Here is a 15,682-nt window from a genome sequence, read left to right as displayed (position 1 = left end):
TGCGAATGAAAAAAGGCGGGGTTTTGCCCCGCCTCGATCTCTTCAGGAAGGCGCTTGAATCAGGCGCTCTGCTGGACCTGGATGCCCTTGTCGGCGAAGAGCTGCTGCAGCTCGCCGGCCTGGAACATCTCGCGGGTGATGTCGCAGCCGCCGACGAATTCGCCCTTCACGTAGAGCTGGGGAATGGTCGGCCAGTTGGAATAATCCTTGATGCCCTGGCGGACGGTCTCGTCCTCGAGGACGTTGACGCCCTTATAGGGCACGCCGAGGTAGTTGAGGATCTGGACCACTTGCCCCGAGAACCCGCACATGGGGAATTGCGGCGTGCCCTTCATGAACAGCACGACGTCGTTGGACTTCACTTCGTTGTCGATGATCTGGTTGGCGTCAGCCATGGATGTCTCCTTAGAAATCGTACTGGCTATATAGCCATGGGATCTCTCCACGAACATGTTCTTTTGCAATGGATTTTTCAATTGATGTCGTACTTCGACGGGAAGGGCTGGCTATTTTCTGAGTCAACGGAGAAGTGAGACATCCGCCATCCCTGGTCCGTCATCTTGTAAACAAAACGGAAGTAGATGAATGGAAACTGCTCAGACAGCATATATTGGTAGACGATAATCTGACGAACTGCCCCGCCGTAGTCCCGATCCAGGGCAACAGCCCGGAATTTCGCCTTTCTCTTTTCCATCGGGGTGAGAATGGACTGGATGGCAGAGGCGGCGTCTTTGTTCTCGAGTGCTTCGCCAAGAGTGTCCGAGACAGCCTTAGCCCCATCCCTCTCGAGGACATCGAGAAGCTGATTTGCGTGATATACAGGATTATCGGTTCTCGTCTGAGCGTGAAGTGCTGCGCTGGCGGTGATGAAATTCAACGCGAAGACGAAGCAAGCAACAAAAAGACGCATAGGTCGTTATCCGAACGAGAAACGTAATGATATCCTATTCTTGCGGAGCCTGCGTCGTCAATGCAAGGGCATGAAGCACGCCTCCCATGCGTCCTTGCAGCGCTGCATAGACCATCTGGTGCTGCTGGACCCGCGACTTCCCCTTGAAGGCCGAGGAGGTGACGGTGGCGGCATAGTGGTCGCCGTCGCCGGCCAGGTCCTTGATCTCGACCACCGCATCGGGCAGCGCGGCCTTGATCATGCTTTCGATTTCACGCGAATCCATCGGCATGGATCAAACTCCTTAACAGATGACTGGTCACGACTTGCCGGTCATGTATTCCGGCAGCCAGGCTTCGTGCGCGGCCTTCAATTGCTTCACGGATATGGCCTGCTGCCCTGGCAGAATCAACGCATCGCCCCCGGTGATGCCCAGGGTCACGGCCGGAATGCCGCCGGCGCCGGCCGCGTAGAGGATGTCGGCGGCCGCATCCTCATCGACGGCGATGAGGTAGCGGGCCTGATCCTCGCCGAACAGGAAGGCATGAAGGGGCAGGCCCTCGGCGACGGCCGTTATCTCGGCGCCCATTTGGCCGGCGATAGTCATTTCGGCAAGCGCGAGGGCGATGCCGCCATCCGAGATGTCATGGACGGTCTTGACCTGGCCCGAGCGGATGAGCTGGCGCACGAAATCGCCGTTGCGCTTCTCCTGGGCGAGGTCCACCGGCGGCGGAGCGCCTTCCTCCCGGCCGCACACGTCGCGCAGGTAGATCGACTGGCCGAGCCAGCCTTGGGTCGCGCCGATGAGGATGATGGCCTCGCCCTCCTGCCTGAAGGCGATGGAGGCGTTGACCGTCACGTCGTCGAGGAGGCCGACGCCCCCGATGGCCGGAGTCGGCAGGATGCCCTGGCCGTTGGTCTCGTTGTAGAGCGAGACGTTGCCGGACACGACCGGGAAGTCGAGCGCCTTGCAGGCCTCGCCGATGCCCCGGACGCAGCCGACGAACTGGCCCATGGATTCGGGGCGCTCGGGGCTGGCGAAGTTGAGATTGTCGGTCAGCGCCAGCGGCAGACCGCCCACGGCCGTGATGTTGCGCCAGGCTTCCGCCACCGCCTGCTTGCCGCCCTCGAAGGGATCGGCCTCGCAATAGCGCGGCGTCACATCGGTCGTCAGCACCAGACCCTTCGGGCCGTCCTCGACGCGCACGATGGCGGCGTCGCCGCCGGGCGTCTGGACCGTGTTGCCGAGGATCAGGTGGTCGTACTGCTCCCAGACCCAGCGCTTGGAGCTCTGGTCCGGCGAGCCGACGAGCTTCAGGAGCGCCTCGGCCTCCGACATCGGAGCCTTCACGCTGTCGGGCGCGATGGCCGGCTGCTTGGGGCTTTCCACCCAGGGGCGGTCATAGAGCGGGGCCTCGTCGCCCAGCTCCTTGATGGGAAGGTCGGCCTTGACCTCGCCCTGGTGCCTGATGACGAAGCGGAGTGTATCGGTGGTCTTGCCGATGACCGCGAAATCCAGGCCCCATTTATGGAAGATGGCCTCGGCCTCCTTCTCCATGCCGGGCTTGAGCACCATGAGCATGCGCTCCTGGCTCTCGGACAGCATCATCTCGTAGGCGGTCATGCCTTCTTCGCGGCAGGGCACCTTGTCGAGATCGAGCTCGATGCCAAGGTTGCCTTTCGCGCCCATCTCGACCGCCGAACTGGTGAGGCCGGCCGCGCCCATGTCCTGAATAGCGATCACCGCGCCGGATTTCATGAGTTCGAGGCAGGCTTCGAGCAGCAGCTTCTCGGCGAAGGGGTCTCCGACCTGCACGGTGGGGCGCTTCTCCTCCGAGGCATCGTCGAATTCGGCCGAAGCCATGGTCGCGCCATGGATGCCGTCGCGGCCGGTCTTGGAGCCGAGATAGACGATCGGGTTTCCGACGCCGGTGGCCTTGGCGTAGAAGATCTCGTCCGTGCGGGCGAGGCCCACCGCCATGGCGTTGACCAGGATGTTGCCGTTGTAGCGCTTGTCGAATCCGACGCTGCCGCCCACGGTGGGCACGCCGAAGGAATTGCCGTAGCCGCCGATGCCCGCCACCACGCCCGAGACGAGGTGAGGGGTCTTGGGATGATCCGGCTCGCCGAAGCGCAGGAAGTTCAGCGACGCGATGGGGCGCGCCCCCATGGTGAACACGTCGCGCAGGATGCCGCCGACGCCCGTCGCCGCGCCCTGGTAGGGCTCGATGAAGGACGGGTGGTTGTGGCTCTCCATCTTGAAGATGCAGGCGAGACCGTCGCCGATATCGATCACGCCCGCATTCTCGCCCGGTCCCTGGATGACCCAGGGCGCCTTGGTGGGCAGGCCGCGCAGGTGGATGCGGGAGGACTTGTACGAGCAGTGCTCGTTCCACATGGCCGAAACGATGCCGAGCTCGGTGATGGTCGGCTCGCGGCCGATCAGGTTCACGAAGCGCTCGTATTCATCCGGCTTCAACCCGTGCTCCTTGACCAGCTCCGGGGTGATGGCGACGTCGTTGCGGATCATCGGGGTCTCGCAATGTTTACCCTCTCCCGGTTGGGAGGGGGGAGGGACAATCAGATGTCCTCATCCTGAGGAGGGCCGCTAGGCCCGTCTCGAAGGACGAGGACACCGGGTCCAGAGAGCGCTGGAGACGCCCTCGTCCTTCGAGACGCTTCGCTCCTCAGGATGAGGGCTGCGGGGGCGTCTCGTCCCCGCTTCTTGGATCAGGCTGCTTTCGGAAAGTTCGACACGAGGCTCTCGAACAGGCCGCGCCCATCGGTGCCGCCCACGAGGTCTTCGATCAGGTTTTCCGGATGGGGCATCATGCCGAGCACGTTGAGCTTGCTCGAGTAGATGCCCGCGATCGCGTTCATGGAGCCGTTGCGGTTGGAATCGGCCGTGATGTGGCCCTGCGCATCGGAATAGCGGAAGGCCACCAGACCGTCGCCCTCGAGGCGCTTCAGGGTCTCTTCATCGGCCGTGTAATTGCCCTCGCCATGCGCCACGCAGACATCGATGGCCTGACCTTTGGCATAAGCCCGGGTGAAGGCGGTGTCGTTGCGCTCGACGCGCAGGAACTGCCGGTGGCAGATGAATTTCAGGTTCGCGTTGCGCATCAGGATGCCGGGAAGAAGCCCGGATTCGCACAGGATCTGGAAGCCGTTGCAGATGCCGAGCACGAGTCCGCCCCGCGCCGCATGGGCGCGCACCGCATCCATCACGGTGGCACGGCCGGCGATGGCGCCGCAGCGCAGATAATCGCCGTAGGAGAAGCCGCCCGGCAGGACCACGAGATCCGTGCCCTTCGGCAACGCGGTCTCGGCGTGCCAGACCTTCTCAACCTGGGACCCGGCCGATTTGAGCGCCCGCAGCACATCGCCTTCGCGATTGGAGCCGGGGAAGACGATGACGGCAGATTTCATGAAAGCCTCACGCGATCTCGACGCGGTAATTCTCGATGACGGTGTTCGCCAGCAGCTTCTCGCAGGCGGCTTTGAGGGCGGCCTCGGCCTTGGACTTGTCGGTGGTTCCGAGCTCGATGTCGAAGACCTTGCCCTGGCGTACGCCATCGATGCCCTCGACGCCGAGGGACTTGAGCGCGCCTTCGATGGCCTTGCCTTGGGGGTCGAGAACGCCGTTCTTGAGGGTCACGGTGACACGCGCTTTCATAGAGGCCTCGGGCTGTTAAGATGTGCCCAACGCCATAAAGCCATTAAGCGCAAGAGACAACGCCTTCAGGAGCCCAATTCGCGGGCAGCGACCTCCTTGGCCGTTTCACGCACGGCATCAGGGGCTTCGCCGATCACCAGGACGACCTCCAGGTCGCCTCCCGACCGTCGTCCGAGAGCTACGCCATAGGCCGGGTGCTTGCTGCCATCGGCGGGAGCGAGTTCGATGGTAAAGCCGGGATAGGGCGGTTCCCCCAGGCGCTCGACGCTGATCCGGGTTTTGACAGGCTTCTCCCGGCCTGCGGGCGAGCGCAGCGCGCGGGCCAGTCGCTCCGGGTCCCTCAGGATGGCGTCCGTGATGTCCGCATCCTTGCCCGTCAGGCGAACGACGCTCACCGCAAGTCCCGGGCCGCATTCGGGCGGGGCGCAGAAGGCCAGCGCGACGGGCTCGGCCCGGTCCTCGGCCAGCCATTTGCGTAAGGGCAGGGCCTCCCAGGGCGGGCCTGAGGGAAGTCCCGCAACCTGGCGGGGGATGTAGCCGCAGCTCGCGACGGTCAGGCCAAAGGTCAGGATGAGGAGGCAGGAACGCAACGGGCGGAACGGCATGGCCCTATCTATGCGCGAAACCAGCCTGGAGGGAAATGGGCAGAAAGCGGAATCTCCGTGTTCTTCCTCCGCCCGGCGCATCCTTCCAGGAATGAAACCCCTCGCCGTCATGGCTGCCCCCGGACGTGATCCAGGGATCGGTCCCAGCGTCCCGATCCGGTGAGGCACTCTGGTGTCATTCCCGGCGGCCGCAGGCCGGGAAGGGGATCCACTGACGTGCTCTGTCGCTGTGGATCCCCTTCCCCTCCGCTGCGCTCCGGCCGGGAATGACACCCGCCCCGTCATGGCCGGGCCTGTCCCGGCCATTCACGCCTGCCCTCCCGAACCCTCCGCCCTCATCCTGAGGAGGTCGCTTAGGCGACCGTCTCGAAGGAGGAACCAGAGGGCACTGGAGGCGCCCTCGTCCTTCGAGACGGCCGAACGGCCTCCTCAGGATGAGGGCTTGGGGAGGCGCGCTCCATTTTCATCCGCTCCACGTCATGGCCGGGCCTGTCCCGGCCATCCCGATCCGGTGAGGCTCGACGTTTCATGTGATCGGGATCACCGGCCCGAGGCCGGTGATGACGTCGAGGGTGGGGTGAGGGGGTGTCATGTTCTTACTTTGTTCTTGACAGGGGTTGCAACCTTGGCTATATCATTGCACAGCCTGATCCGACGAGGGGCGCGCTTCGCGAGGCGTCGCAAGTTGTGGGATCCGGCACGGTCCTGTCCGCCGGTCACGCAGCCGGCGCCAGGAGGCCCTTGGCAGCCCTGTGCTGGTCCAAGTCGAAACGCCTAAAAGAACCGTGCGTGACGAGCAGTTCGGCTCTCACATTCATCACTAGACATCGAGCCGGGCTGCCCGACGCGCCACCCTCGATCATCCATCAAGCTCAGGGCTTCCCAGCCCTGGGCTCGAAGGTGCTGGCTCTTTGACATGAACCGGGGGGCGAAGGAGCCTCATTCGAGGATTTCGGAAGCCGGACGGGTCAGCAAAAAGCCCGGCACGAGGCCGGGCTTTCGAATTCTAAAGCATCGGACCCAAAAGTGGACCCACTTTTGGGTCCGATGCTTCTTCCTTAGTTATGTGCCTCGTTGATGCGGAAAACCGGGTCCACTTTTCCGCACGATGCACTAGAAGCAAAGGCGGATCACTGCACCAGGCGCGGGCCGCCGGTGACCGGGTTTTCGTTCTCGGCCAGGATGCCGAGACGGCGGGCGACCTCGGAATAAGCCTCGACCAGCCCGCCCATGTCCCGGCGGAACCGGTCCTTGTCGAGCTTGTCCTTGGACTTGATGTCCCAGAGGCGGCAGGAATCCGGGGAGATCTCGTCGGCGACGACGATGCGCATCATCTCGCCCTCCCAGAGACGGCCGGTCTCGAGCTTGAAGTCCACGAGACGGATGCCGACGCCGAGGAAGAGGCCGGACAGGAAGTCGTTGACCCGGATGGCGAGCGCCATGATGTCGTCGATCTCCTGGGGCGAGGCCCAGCCGAAGGCGGTGATGTGCTCCTCCGACACCATGGGGTCGTTGAGAGCGTCGTTCTTGTAATAGAATTCGATGATCGACCGGGGCAGCTGCGTGCCCTCCTCGATGCCGAGGCGGGTGGCCAGCGATCCCGCCGCCACGTTCCGCACCACGACCTCGAGGGGGATGATCTCCACCTCGCGAATCAGCTGCTCGCGCATGTTCAGGCGGCGGATGAAGTGGGTCGGGATGCCGATGTCGTTCAGATGCTGGAACAGGTATTCCGAGATCCGGTTGTTGAGCACGCCCTTGCCGTCGATCACTTCATGCTTCTTGGCATTGAAGGCGGTCGCGTCATCCTTGAAGTGCTGGATGAGCGTACCGGGTTCCGGGCCCTCATAGAGGACTTTCGCCTTGCCCTCATAGATGCGACGGCGACGATTCATAGGCGTGTACCGTGGTTTGAGAAAATCCATTTGCCGTGGCTCCTGGGGATGTTCATTTTTTTAGATCCGCGGCTGGCGTTAAGCGCGGCTGTTCACCGGCGCTCCGCTTGAAGGGGCAACCTATCCGATCCCTTGGGCAAGCACAACGCGGAGGAAAGGGCCGCAGGATCGCAGCCCGGTCAAATGCCGTCCCTAAGATGGGGAGCGTCTGGTATCCGCGCGAGTGCGCCCTTATATCGCATGAAGAACCAAGCTTAAGGGAGAAAGATAAGATGACCGCTTTCGACGACCGCAGGAACGCCTTCGAGAAGCAGTTCGCCCACGATGAGGACCTTCGCTTCAAGGCCACGGCCCGCCGCAACAAGCTGTTCGGGCTCTGGGTCGCCGATCGCCTGGGCAAGACGGGAGACGAAGCCGAAGCCTACGCCAAGAGCGTCGTTCTCGCCGATTTTGAAGAGGCGGGCGATGCGGATGTTCTCCGGAAGGTCAGCAAGGACCTGGAGGCGGCTGGCCAGTCGACAGGCGAGACCGAGTTGACGGCCAAGCTCGCTCAGCTGACCGAGCGCGCCATCGCGGACGTCAAAGCGGGCCGATAACGGCCCGCCACAGCCGCCAATCCTCCAAGACCTCAAGTCCAGCCTCTCGAAAGGGCATCATGCCGATCCATCCAACGTTCCCCGAGCGGCTGAAGGCCGGCTCTCCCGTCCTGACGGCTTGGTGCGGCATGCCCGATCCTTCCGTGGCCGGCGTTCTGGCCCGTGAGGACTTCGATGCCGTCGTGCTGGACCTGCAGCATGGCTCCATCGACTTCACCGCCGCGCTACAGGCGGTGCCGCTGGTCGCCGCCGCGGGAAAACCTGCCCTGGTCCGCATTCCGGTGGGGGATTTCGCTTCCGCGTCGCGCTTCCTCGATGCCGGCGTGTCGGGGGTGATCGCACCCATGATCAACACGATCGAGGATGCAAGGCGCTTCGCCGGCTTCATGAAGTTCCCGCCTGTGGGCGAGCGCAGCTGGGGCGCCTACGGGGCCCTGTCCCTGACCGGACTGGAGCCCGGCGCCTATCTGCAGCAGGCCAACGACCTGACGGTCTCATTCGCCATGGTCGAGACCCGTGAGGCTCTCGCCATCATCGACGACATCCTGGCGGTGCCAGGAATCGACGGCATCTTCATCGGGCCTTCGGACCTCTCCATCGCTCTTTCGGGCGGAAAGAGCGTCAATCCCGCCGGCGCCGAGGTCGAGAAGGCTCTCGAGCATGCGCTCGCCCGCGTGAAGGCGGCGGGCAAGGTCGCGGCCATCTACGCCGTAACGGGAGCGCGGGCGGCGGAGTTGTCCGCCAAGGGCTTCCACATGGTATCCATCGGCAGCGACACCTCCATGCTCAAAGCCGGAGCCCATGCGGCTCTTGCGGCCGCCCGGGCCTGAACGTCATCCTGAGGGAGGGCCGTCACACGGGCGCGCCTTCCCGCGATTTGACCATACGGTAATAAGCCCAGAGCACCTTGGCCGCCACACCCCGCCAGGGACGCCACTTCTCCGCCAGAGCGGACAAGGTCTTCGCGTCCGGCCGCTGCTCCAGCCCATAGGCGAGGCGGGCTGCCTCCTGGACGGCCAGATCGCCGCTCGGGAAGGCGTCCGGATGCCCGAGGCAGAACAGCAGATACACGTCGGCCGTCCAGGGGCCGATCCCCTTCACCCGGGTGAGACGATCGTGGGCCTCCTCGGCCGGATAATTCCGCAACTCGTCGAGGGGTAGCCTGCCTTCAGCGATGTCCGTCGCCAGGGCTCGCAGGGTCCTGACCTTCCCGGCAGACAACCCGGCCGCCCGCAGGTCCTCGTCGGAGAGTCGCAGAAAGACGTCGGGCGTCGGTGGTTCGAGGACCTGCCGCAGGCGGTTCCAGATCGCGGTGGCGCTGGCCGTGGAAACCTGCTGGCCCACGACGATCCAGGCAAGCCCCTCGAAGCCGGGCGGCCGCCTGCGCAATTGCGGCACGACCCCGCTCTCGGCCAGCTTCGCCATCACCGGGTCCGCCAGCGCCAGCTCGCTCAAGCCCCTCTTGAGAACCGCGTCCGTTTCGAGGAGGGTGGCCATTCCTTCACGTTCCTTCTTCGCAGGCTCCCGTGACGAAGCCGGTTTTTCGATTCGCTCCCAGTCCCAACGGACGGCTTCACCTGGGCCATGCCTATTCCGCCCTGCTCAACGCCGACTTCGCTCGCCGCTTCGACGGCCGCTTCCTCCTGCGCATCGAGGATATCGATATCACACGTTGCCGACCGGAATTCGAGGCTGCCATCTATGACGATCTCGCCTGGCTCGGCCTGCGCTGGGAAGAGCCGGTCCGCCGGCAATCGGAGCATTTCGCCGATTACCGTGCCGCCTTCCTGACGCTGAAAAAGAGGGGAGGGGTCTATCCGTGCTTCTGCACCCGCAAGGACATCGCGGAGGCGATTGCCTGCCGAAAAGCGGAGGGCGGCGAGCCATGGCCCCGCGATCCCGACGGCGCGCCGCTTTACCCTGGGACCTGCCGGGGCATGCCTGACGACGAGGCCGAGCGCCGGATCGCGGCTGGCGAGCCCCATGCCTGGCGGCTCGACATGGCGACGCTGCAAAAGCTCGTTCCGGGGCCGCTTCATTTCCGCCGCTTCGATCGGGAGGGTCGTGAGGACATCGTCCCCGCACATCCCCGGCGCTGGGGCGATGCGGTCATCGTGCGCAAGGAGATCCCGACAAGCTATCATCTTTCCGTCGTGGTGGACGATGCGCTCCAGGGTGTCACTCACGTGGTCCGCGGCCAGGATCTCGAAGCTGCGACCGACCTCCACGTGCTGCTCCAGGCACTGCTGGGCCTGCCGACGCCTGGCTATCACCACCATGGACTCCTGCGCGACCCGGAGGGCGACAAGTTGGCCAAGAGCCGCCGGTCGAAATCCTTGGCGGAGCTGCGTGCTGAAGGCGTGACGCCGCAGGCCCTATGGCGGCGGCTCGGATTCGACCCTTAGAGCAGCGGCAGGATTAGCCGACGCCCAGCACAGAGAGCCAGACGAGGGTGGTGCCCAGGGCGAGGAAGGTCGACAGGGTGATGGCGCTGGAGGCGAGGGCCACGCCCTCTCCATACCGCTCGGCGAACAGATAGGCGTTGATGCCCGACGGGCAGGAGGCGAACAGCACCGCGACGCCGGCCCAGACCGGCGGCATGTGGAAGACCTGCGTGGCGAGCAGCAGCACCAGCAAGGGGTGCACGACGAGCTTGAGGAACGAGATCACGGTCGGCAGCTTCCAGCCCGTCTGCAAACCGTAGCGGCGCAGGGCGATCCCCATGGAGATCAGCGCGCAGGGAACCGCGGCGCTCGCCAGAAGATCCATGACCTGCCAGGCCGGGGCCGGCACATAGGTGGCGATGGGACGGCAGGCCGATCCGGCCAGGATCCCGACAACGATGGGATGGGTGAGGAGGCGGCGCAGGATCAGCAGGGGAGAGGCCTGGCGCCCCTCGGCCAGGATCGTCGCGAGGGTCATCGTGACCGGAAGATGAACCGCGATCAGGAGAAAGAGCGGAACGGCGCCCTCATCCCCATAGGCCTTGAGGATCATCGGGACGCCGACGAACACCGTGTTCGCCTGTCCGGCCGAGAAGCCGGCCACGACGCCGGACACGCCCTTGATGCCGAAGAAGCGCCTGCCGATCAGAGTGGCCAGGAGCCAGACGACGCCCACGCCGACGAAATACGAGATCCAGTAGCCCCAGGGCTGGACCGCCGGGATCTCGGCCCGGACGAGGGTGCGGAAGATCAGGCAGGGCAGTGACAGGGTGAAGACGAACTCGGACAGGCCCTCGCCGGCCCGCTCGGAAATGAACCCTGTCTGGCGCGCGACATACCCGATGCCGATCAAGCCGAAGACCGGCAGCACGATCGCGAAAAGCTCAAGCATGCGCTCTATCGCAACTCTGCTCGCTGGGAGAGCGCCGCGGATGCGACGCTGTGGGACATCAGCTCGTTGACCTGCTCGCGCTGGCGCTTGAAGTCCACCAATCCACGGCCCTCGAGCTCCCTTCCGCGCGGCAGGCGGATCTTGAGAGGATCAACGAAGCTGCCGTTAATGAGCACCTCATAATGGAGGTGCGGGCCGGTCGACAGGCCCGTGCTGCCCAGGTAGCCGATAACCTGGCCTTGCCGGACCCTGCTGCCTTGAGCCATGCCCTTGGCGAAGCCCGACATGTGGGAATAGGTCGTCACATAGCCGTTGGCGTGCTGGATCTCGATGTGCCGCCCATAGCCCGACTTCCAGTCGGCGAAGCGGATGGTGCCGTTGCCTGCGGCAAGGATCGGGGTGCCGACCTTGTTGGCCCAATCGATGCCCGTATGCGGCCGCGAATAGCCCAGGATCGGGTGGAACCGCGACCCGAATCCCGAGCGCAGTATGCCGTCCGAGATGGGCTTGCGGATCAGGAACTTCTTGAGGGACCGGCCGGATTCGTCGAAGAAATCGACCGTGCCGTCCTCGCCCTGGTAGCGGTAGACGCGACGCGCTTCCCCTCCCACGGTGAGCGCGGCATAGAGGATCTCCGGCGTGCCGTTCTCGTCGTCGGAGCCATAGAAGACCTCGAAGGAATCGCCTTGCGAGACGCGGCGCTGGAAATCGACATCGTAGCCGAAGATCCGGACCAGTTCGTCCACGCTCTCGCGGGGGAGCTCGTTCTTGAGCGCGGTCTCGTAGAGGCTCTCGTAGAGCCGCACGCCGCCGCGCCCGTCATCCTCCTCCTCGTCCTCCGAGGTTTCGGCGACCTGCTGGTTTTTCTCGTCGGCCGGAGGCGTCACGGACACGAAGACGCCGCGGTCGTTGGTGGCGGCGATTCCTTCGATGCCCCGTTCGCCGAGCGTGATCACGCGCACGATCTGCCTTGGATCGCCGAGACGGGGGCCGGGCGCGATGAGGATGCGCAGCCTCTGGCCTTCGCCCAGGCCATCGACCTTGATGCGGGCGGCCAGGGCCGACGTGATCGCGGCGATCTGCTCGGGAGTGCCCCCGTAGCTGCGCAGGACCGTCTCGAGGGTCTCACCCTTCTTAAGCACCACTTCGCGCTCTTCGAAAAGGGGCGTCGTGGCGCGCTGCTCGACCTTGGGAAGATCGGTCACGTTCTCGGGAACGACCCGGACCTCAATCGTGCTGAAGGGGGCATCGACGACCCGGGCATAGCCGAGGGCATCGCCCAAGCCGTCCGGCTGCCGAAGGGTTCGGGACAGCATCTGCTGCGCGGGGATCGGAACCGAGGTCCGGCGCCCGGCCTCGTTGAAGACCCGCCGCTCCTCTTCCAGGATCGCGAGCACGTCGCCATCCGTCAGGGAGGGGGCGCTCGCCGCGATGGCCACTATGGAAAGGTCGCGCCGGAGGACCGACACATCCGCGTCGGCGACCTCCGGGGTCGGCTCGACTCGCTGCTCGTCCATCCCCTCGGCGAAGAGGCGCATGGGGTTGAAGGGCTGAATGTCGGCCGCATAGGTGCCGGCGGTCAGGGAAAGGTTCGTGGCGACGCGCACGAAGTTGCGGACCTTGATGGCCTCGCGCTCACCGATGCGCATCGTCATCGGGGCCTTGAAGCTCTGCCGGGCAGAGGACGTCAGCTCCGTCATGTTGAGCCGGTCGGCCTTGCGCGCCACGTTCGAGGACCGTTCCTCGTCGAGGGTGAGAGAGGACCGGGACCCGAGCGCTGCGCGCTCCGGGGGGAGGGCCGTGATGGATGTGCCTTGAAGGGCGACATGGATCGAAGCCCCGATGAGGACCGCACCCGTCACGCCGGTCAGGATGCTGGCGCCGAGCCAGCGCAGGTTCACCTCTCTCTTGTCGACCTCCGGCGCCACGTTGCCGCTGGTATTGAGCGGCGGCTCATGTCCGAGATCGATGCCGGACGACAGCCGCGAGGCTTCCCTGCGGAATCCCTTGGCATGGCTGTCATCGGGAGGAAGGTGACTCATAGGTCTCTGTCTGGTGTCGATGCGGGCGGGTTGCTGTCATGGGTGCCAGAACCGATCTAGCACAAGAGACGGCAACCGCACATATCCATAGATAAGCTTGGTCGGCGCGCCAACTCTCCGGCACAAGAGGTTCGGAGAATAAGCGCCTTCGCGGCCCTGCTTCATTCCGCACTGTGACCGCAGTGAGGCGGCGGCGAAAAAACCTGTGCGGCAGGGCGGACTTGGAAAGTAGCTCGTCTGTCAAAAAACTTTCACAAGCACGTTGACAGGCGGAACGGGTTCGGCCTATATACCGGCCATCGACGCCGCCGCTGACGCGAACGGCGCCCAGATCTTCTTCAGAAACCGGGCTGTTGGGCCCGACTTCGGTCGGGAACAAGCGCTGTTCTGCGGAGGTCTGTTTTTATCGGTGGCATCGAAAGATGTCTTGCTCTTTGACATTGTTGAGAGGGAAGAGAAGCGTAGGCGGCGGTGTCCTTGCGCCGGACCTTTTGGGGTTCGGGGAACGACATTGACCGGATCTATGCTTTGATTGGTGAGTACACCGCTTCAGGGCAACCTGGAGTGAGRTGGACTCTGTCAATTTGCGTAGTGAAGTCTTGATCGAACTTTTCAACTTGAGAGTTTGATCCTGGCTCAGAACGAACGCTGGCGGCAGGCTTAACACATGCAAGTCGAACGGGCCCTTCGGGGTCAGTGGCAGACGGGTGAGTAACGCGTGGGAACGTGCCCTTCAGTTTGGGATAACCCAGGGAAACTTGGGCTAATACCGGATACGCCCGCAAGGGGAAAGATTTATCGCTGAAGGATCGGCCCGCGTCTGATTAGCTGGTTGGTAGGGTAATGGCCTACCAAGGCGACGATCAGTAGCTGGTCTGAGAGGATGATCAGCCACATTGGGACTGAGACACGGCCCAAACTCCTACGGGAGGCAGCAGTGGGGAATATTGGACAATGGGCGCAAGCCTGATCCAGCCATGCCGCGTGAGTGATGACGGCCTTAGGGTTGTAAAGCTCTTTCGCACGCGACGATAATGACGGTAGCGTGAGAAGAAGCCCCGGCTAACTTCGTGCCAGCAGCCGCGGTAATACGAAGGGGGCTAGCGTTGTTCGGAATCACTGGGCGTAAAGGGCGCGTAGGCGGCTTTGTAAGTCGGGGGTGAAAGCCTGTGGCTCAACCACAGAATTGCCTTCGATACTGCGAGGCTTGAGACCGGAAGAGGTTAGTGGAACTGCGAGTGTAGAGGTGAAATTCGTAGATATTCGCAAGAACACCAGTGGCGAAGGCGGCTGACTGGTCCGGATCTGACGCTGAGGCGCGAAAGCGTGGGGAGCAAACAGGATTAGATACCCTGGTAGTCCACGCCGTAAACGATGAATGCCAGCCGTTGGCGAGCTTGCTCGTCAGTGGCGCAGCTAACGCTTTAAGCATTCCGCCTGGGGAGTACGGTCGCAAGATTAAAACTCAAAGGAATTGACGGGGGCCCGCACAAGCGGTGGAGCATGTGGTTTAATTCGAAGCAACGCGCAGAACCTTACCAGCCTTTGACATGTCCCGTATGGGTTCTGGAGACAGGACCCTTCAGTTCGGCTGGCGGGAACACAGGTGCTGCATGGCTGTCGTCAGCTCGTGTCGTGAGATGTTGGGTTAAGTCCCGCAACGAGCGCAACCCTCGCCCCTAGTTGCCATCATTGGGTTGGGCACTCTAGGGGGACTGCCGGTGATAAGCCGCGAGGAAGGTGGGGATGACGTCAAGTCCTCATGGCCCTTACGGGCTGGGCTACACACGTGCTACAATGGCGGTGACAAAGGGCAGCGAACCCGCGAGGGGGAGCTAATCCTCAAAAGCCGTCTCAGTTCGGATTGCACTCTGCAACTCGAGTGCATGAAGGCGGAATCGCTAGTAATCGTGGATCAGAACGCCACGGTGAATACGTTCCCGGGCCTTGTACACACCGCCCGTCACACCATGGGAGTTGGTCTTACCCGACGGCGCTGCGCCAACCTGTCCGAGCTTGCTCGGCGGGAGGCAGGCGACCACGGTAGGGTCAGCGACTGGGGTGAAGTCGTAACAAGGTAGCCGTAGGGGAACCTGCGGCTGGATCACCTCCTTTCTAAGGATGTTCTCTTACGAACCGGCATCCGTCGGTTCTATCGGAACTCTTGGAACAAAGAGCTTCAGTCGGAAGCTCACTATGCGGGACGCTGCCGTCTTCGCTTCTCTTCTCAATTCCGGATACATCGGTCGAAGTGGGTGGGCTGTCTGAGCCCGGGCTTCGATTGGGGCCTGTAGCTCAGGTGGTTAGAGCGCACCCCTGATAAGGGTGAGGTCGGACGTTCGAGTCGTCCCAGGCCCACCATTTTGGGGAAGCCTCAAGCGCCGGCGGCAACGTCCGTTGCCTTGGCTGCTCCGCGCATCAGCGCGGGCGCCCGGTCGGGCTTGCGACGCTGACGCGTCGAACCTGCGCCAGCTCTTGCGAAGGCCGACCGGCCGCCGCGCCCGATGGCGCGGGAAGCCAAAGGGACGGATGTCCCTGCCGGCGTCTGAGGCCAAAGCAAAAACGGGGCCTTAGCTCAGCTGGGAGAGCGGTAGCTTTGCAAGCTTCAGGTCGTCGGTTCGATCCCGACAGGCTCCACCATTT

14 protein-coding genes, 2 tRNA genes and 1 rRNA gene are annotated in these 15,682 nt (G+C 63.6%); 6 read left to right on the top strand and 11 right to left on the bottom strand.

Going from position 1 to position 15,682, the window contains the following annotated elements:
- Window positions 1-59: 59 nt before the first annotated feature.
- The 8 genes from grxD to purC form a co-directional block, all read right to left on the bottom strand.
- Window positions 60-395, bottom strand: coding sequence for a Grx4 family monothiol glutaredoxin (gene grxD / locus AB4097_RS18655; RefSeq protein ID WP_183452452.1), 336 nt, complete (start codon window positions 393-395; stop codon window positions 60-62).
- Between the two features lie 77 nt (window positions 396-472).
- Window positions 473-910, bottom strand: a complete 438-nt coding sequence (locus AB4097_RS18650; RefSeq protein WP_442042284.1) for a hypothetical protein — start codon at window positions 908-910, stop codon at window positions 473-475.
- Window positions 911-944: 34 nt separating this feature from the next.
- Window positions 945-1,181 (bottom strand): BolA family protein, encoded by a 237-nt coding sequence (locus AB4097_RS18645; protein WP_442042282.1) that lies wholly within the window; start codon window positions 1,179-1,181, stop codon window positions 945-947.
- Between the two features lie 27 nt (window positions 1,182-1,208).
- Window positions 1,209-3,419: a phosphoribosylformylglycinamidine synthase subunit PurL gene (purL, locus tag AB4097_RS18640; RefSeq protein ID WP_442042280.1), complete on the bottom strand. Its 2,211-nt coding sequence runs from the start codon at window positions 3,417-3,419 to the stop codon at window positions 1,209-1,211.
- Between the two features lie 200 nt (window positions 3,420-3,619).
- The gene (gene purQ / locus AB4097_RS18635) at window positions 3,620-4,318 is read right to left on the bottom strand and encodes a phosphoribosylformylglycinamidine synthase subunit PurQ (protein WP_442042278.1); all 699 of its coding nucleotides are present in this window, start codon (window positions 4,316-4,318) and stop codon (window positions 3,620-3,622) included.
- A gap of 7 nt (window positions 4,319-4,325) precedes the next feature.
- On the bottom strand, window positions 4,326-4,565 hold the full coding sequence (gene purS / locus AB4097_RS18630; protein WP_152715714.1) for a phosphoribosylformylglycinamidine synthase subunit PurS: 240 nt from the start codon (window positions 4,563-4,565) through the stop codon (window positions 4,326-4,328).
- A 65-nt stretch (window positions 4,566-4,630) separates the two neighbouring features.
- On the bottom strand, window positions 4,631-5,170 hold the full coding sequence (locus tag AB4097_RS18625) for a hypothetical protein (RefSeq protein WP_442042275.1): 540 nt from the start codon (window positions 5,168-5,170) through the stop codon (window positions 4,631-4,633).
- A gap of 1,130 nt (window positions 5,171-6,300) precedes the next feature.
- A complete protein-coding gene (purC, locus tag AB4097_RS18620) occupies window positions 6,301-7,095 on the bottom strand; it encodes a phosphoribosylaminoimidazolesuccinocarboxamide synthase (protein WP_036362043.1) in 795 nt (264 codons plus the stop codon).
- A gap of 242 nt (window positions 7,096-7,337) precedes the next feature.
- Here purC and AB4097_RS18615 point away from each other — a divergent pair, with 242 nt between their 5' ends.
- Window positions 7,338-7,661: a DUF1476 domain-containing protein gene (locus AB4097_RS18615; protein ID WP_442042273.1), complete on the top strand. Its 324-nt coding sequence runs from the start codon at window positions 7,338-7,340 to the stop codon at window positions 7,659-7,661.
- A 59-nt stretch (window positions 7,662-7,720) separates the two neighbouring features.
- On the top strand, window positions 7,721-8,491 hold the full coding sequence (locus AB4097_RS18610) for an HpcH/HpaI aldolase family protein (RefSeq protein WP_442042271.1): 771 nt from the start codon (window positions 7,721-7,723) through the stop codon (window positions 8,489-8,491).
- A gap of 22 nt (window positions 8,492-8,513) precedes the next feature.
- Here AB4097_RS18610 and AB4097_RS18605 read toward each other — a convergent pair whose 3' ends face one another.
- The gene (locus AB4097_RS18605; RefSeq protein ID WP_442042269.1) at window positions 8,514-9,158 is read right to left on the bottom strand and encodes a DNA-3-methyladenine glycosylase family protein; all 645 of its coding nucleotides are present in this window, start codon (window positions 9,156-9,158) and stop codon (window positions 8,514-8,516) included.
- 29 nt (window positions 9,159-9,187) lie between these two features.
- Here AB4097_RS18605 and gluQRS point away from each other — a divergent pair, with 29 nt between their 5' ends.
- Window positions 9,188-10,066, top strand: a complete 879-nt coding sequence (gluQRS, locus tag AB4097_RS18600; protein ID WP_442042267.1) for a tRNA glutamyl-Q(34) synthetase GluQRS — start codon at window positions 9,188-9,190, stop codon at window positions 10,064-10,066.
- 13 nt (window positions 10,067-10,079) lie between these two features.
- On the opposite strand, the gene AB4097_RS18595 is transcribed toward gluQRS, so the two are convergent.
- Both AB4097_RS18595 and AB4097_RS18590 read right to left on the bottom strand, forming a co-directional pair.
- Complete coding sequence (locus tag AB4097_RS18595) at window positions 10,080-10,997, bottom strand: AEC family transporter (RefSeq protein ID WP_442042265.1); 918 nt, start codon at window positions 10,995-10,997, stop codon at window positions 10,080-10,082.
- Window positions 10,998-11,002: 5 nt separating this feature from the next.
- Window positions 11,003-13,039 carry a M23 family metallopeptidase gene (locus AB4097_RS18590; protein ID WP_442042263.1) on the bottom strand — a complete coding sequence of 679 codons (2,037 nt, stop codon included), beginning with the start codon at window positions 13,037-13,039 and terminating at the stop codon, window positions 11,003-11,005.
- A gap of 613 nt (window positions 13,040-13,652) precedes the next feature.
- Between AB4097_RS18590 and AB4097_RS18585 the strand changes: the two genes are divergently transcribed.
- The 3 genes from AB4097_RS18585 to AB4097_RS18575 all read left to right on the top strand — a co-directional run bounded on the left by AB4097_RS18585 (window position 13,653) and on the right by AB4097_RS18575 (window position 15,679).
- Window positions 13,653-15,154, top strand: a 16S ribosomal RNA gene (locus AB4097_RS18585).
- 169 nt (window positions 15,155-15,323) lie between these two features.
- Window positions 15,324-15,400, top strand: a tRNA-Ile gene (locus AB4097_RS18580).
- Between the two features lie 203 nt (window positions 15,401-15,603).
- A tRNA-Ala gene (locus AB4097_RS18575) sits at window positions 15,604-15,679 on the top strand.
- Window positions 15,680-15,682 lie beyond the last annotated feature (3 nt).

This window comes from Microvirga sp. 2MCAF35 (assembly GCF_052115545.1).
GTDB lineage: Bacteria > Pseudomonadota > Alphaproteobacteria > Rhizobiales > Beijerinckiaceae > Microvirga.
This window is presented reverse-complemented; position numbering and strand designations above follow the sequence as displayed.

Excerpts from the sequence above, each read along its gene's own strand:
- grxD (WP_183452452.1), bottom strand. The coding sequence starts at position 395 with ATGGCTGACGCCAACCAGATCATCGACAACGAAGTGAAGTCCAACGAC.
- AB4097_RS18650 (WP_442042284.1), bottom strand. The coding sequence starts at position 910 with ATGCGTCTTTTTGTTGCTTGCTTCGTCTTCGCGTTGAATTTCATCACC.
- AB4097_RS18645 (WP_442042282.1), bottom strand. The coding sequence starts at position 1,181 with ATGCCGATGGATTCGCGTGAAATCGAAAGCATGATCAAGGCCGCGCTG.
- purL (WP_442042280.1), bottom strand. The coding sequence starts at position 3,419 with ATGATCCGCAACGACGTCGCCATCACCCCGGAGCTGGTCAAGGAGCAC.
- purQ (WP_442042278.1), bottom strand. The coding sequence starts at position 4,318 with ATGAAATCTGCCGTCATCGTCTTCCCCGGCTCCAATCGCGAAGGCGAT.
- purS (WP_152715714.1), bottom strand. The coding sequence starts at position 4,565 with ATGAAAGCGCGTGTCACCGTGACCCTCAAGAACGGCGTTCTCGACCCC.
- AB4097_RS18625 (WP_442042275.1), bottom strand. The coding sequence starts at position 5,170 with ATGCCGTTCCGCCCGTTGCGTTCCTGCCTCCTCATCCTGACCTTTGGC.
- purC (WP_036362043.1), bottom strand. The coding sequence starts at position 7,095 with ATGGATTTTCTCAAACCACGGTACACGCCTATGAATCGTCGCCGTCGC.
- AB4097_RS18615 (WP_442042273.1), top strand. The coding sequence starts at position 7,338 with ATGACCGCTTTCGACGACCGCAGGAACGCCTTCGAGAAGCAGTTCGCC.
- AB4097_RS18610 (WP_442042271.1), top strand. The coding sequence starts at position 7,721 with ATGCCGATCCATCCAACGTTCCCCGAGCGGCTGAAGGCCGGCTCTCCC.
- AB4097_RS18605 (WP_442042269.1), bottom strand. The coding sequence starts at position 9,158 with ATGGCCACCCTCCTCGAAACGGACGCGGTTCTCAAGAGGGGCTTGAGC.
- AB4097_RS18595 (WP_442042265.1), bottom strand. The coding sequence starts at position 10,997 with ATGCTTGAGCTTTTCGCGATCGTGCTGCCGGTCTTCGGCTTGATCGGC.
- AB4097_RS18590 (WP_442042263.1), bottom strand. The coding sequence starts at position 13,039 with ATGAGTCACCTTCCTCCCGATGACAGCCATGCCAAGGGATTCCGCAGG.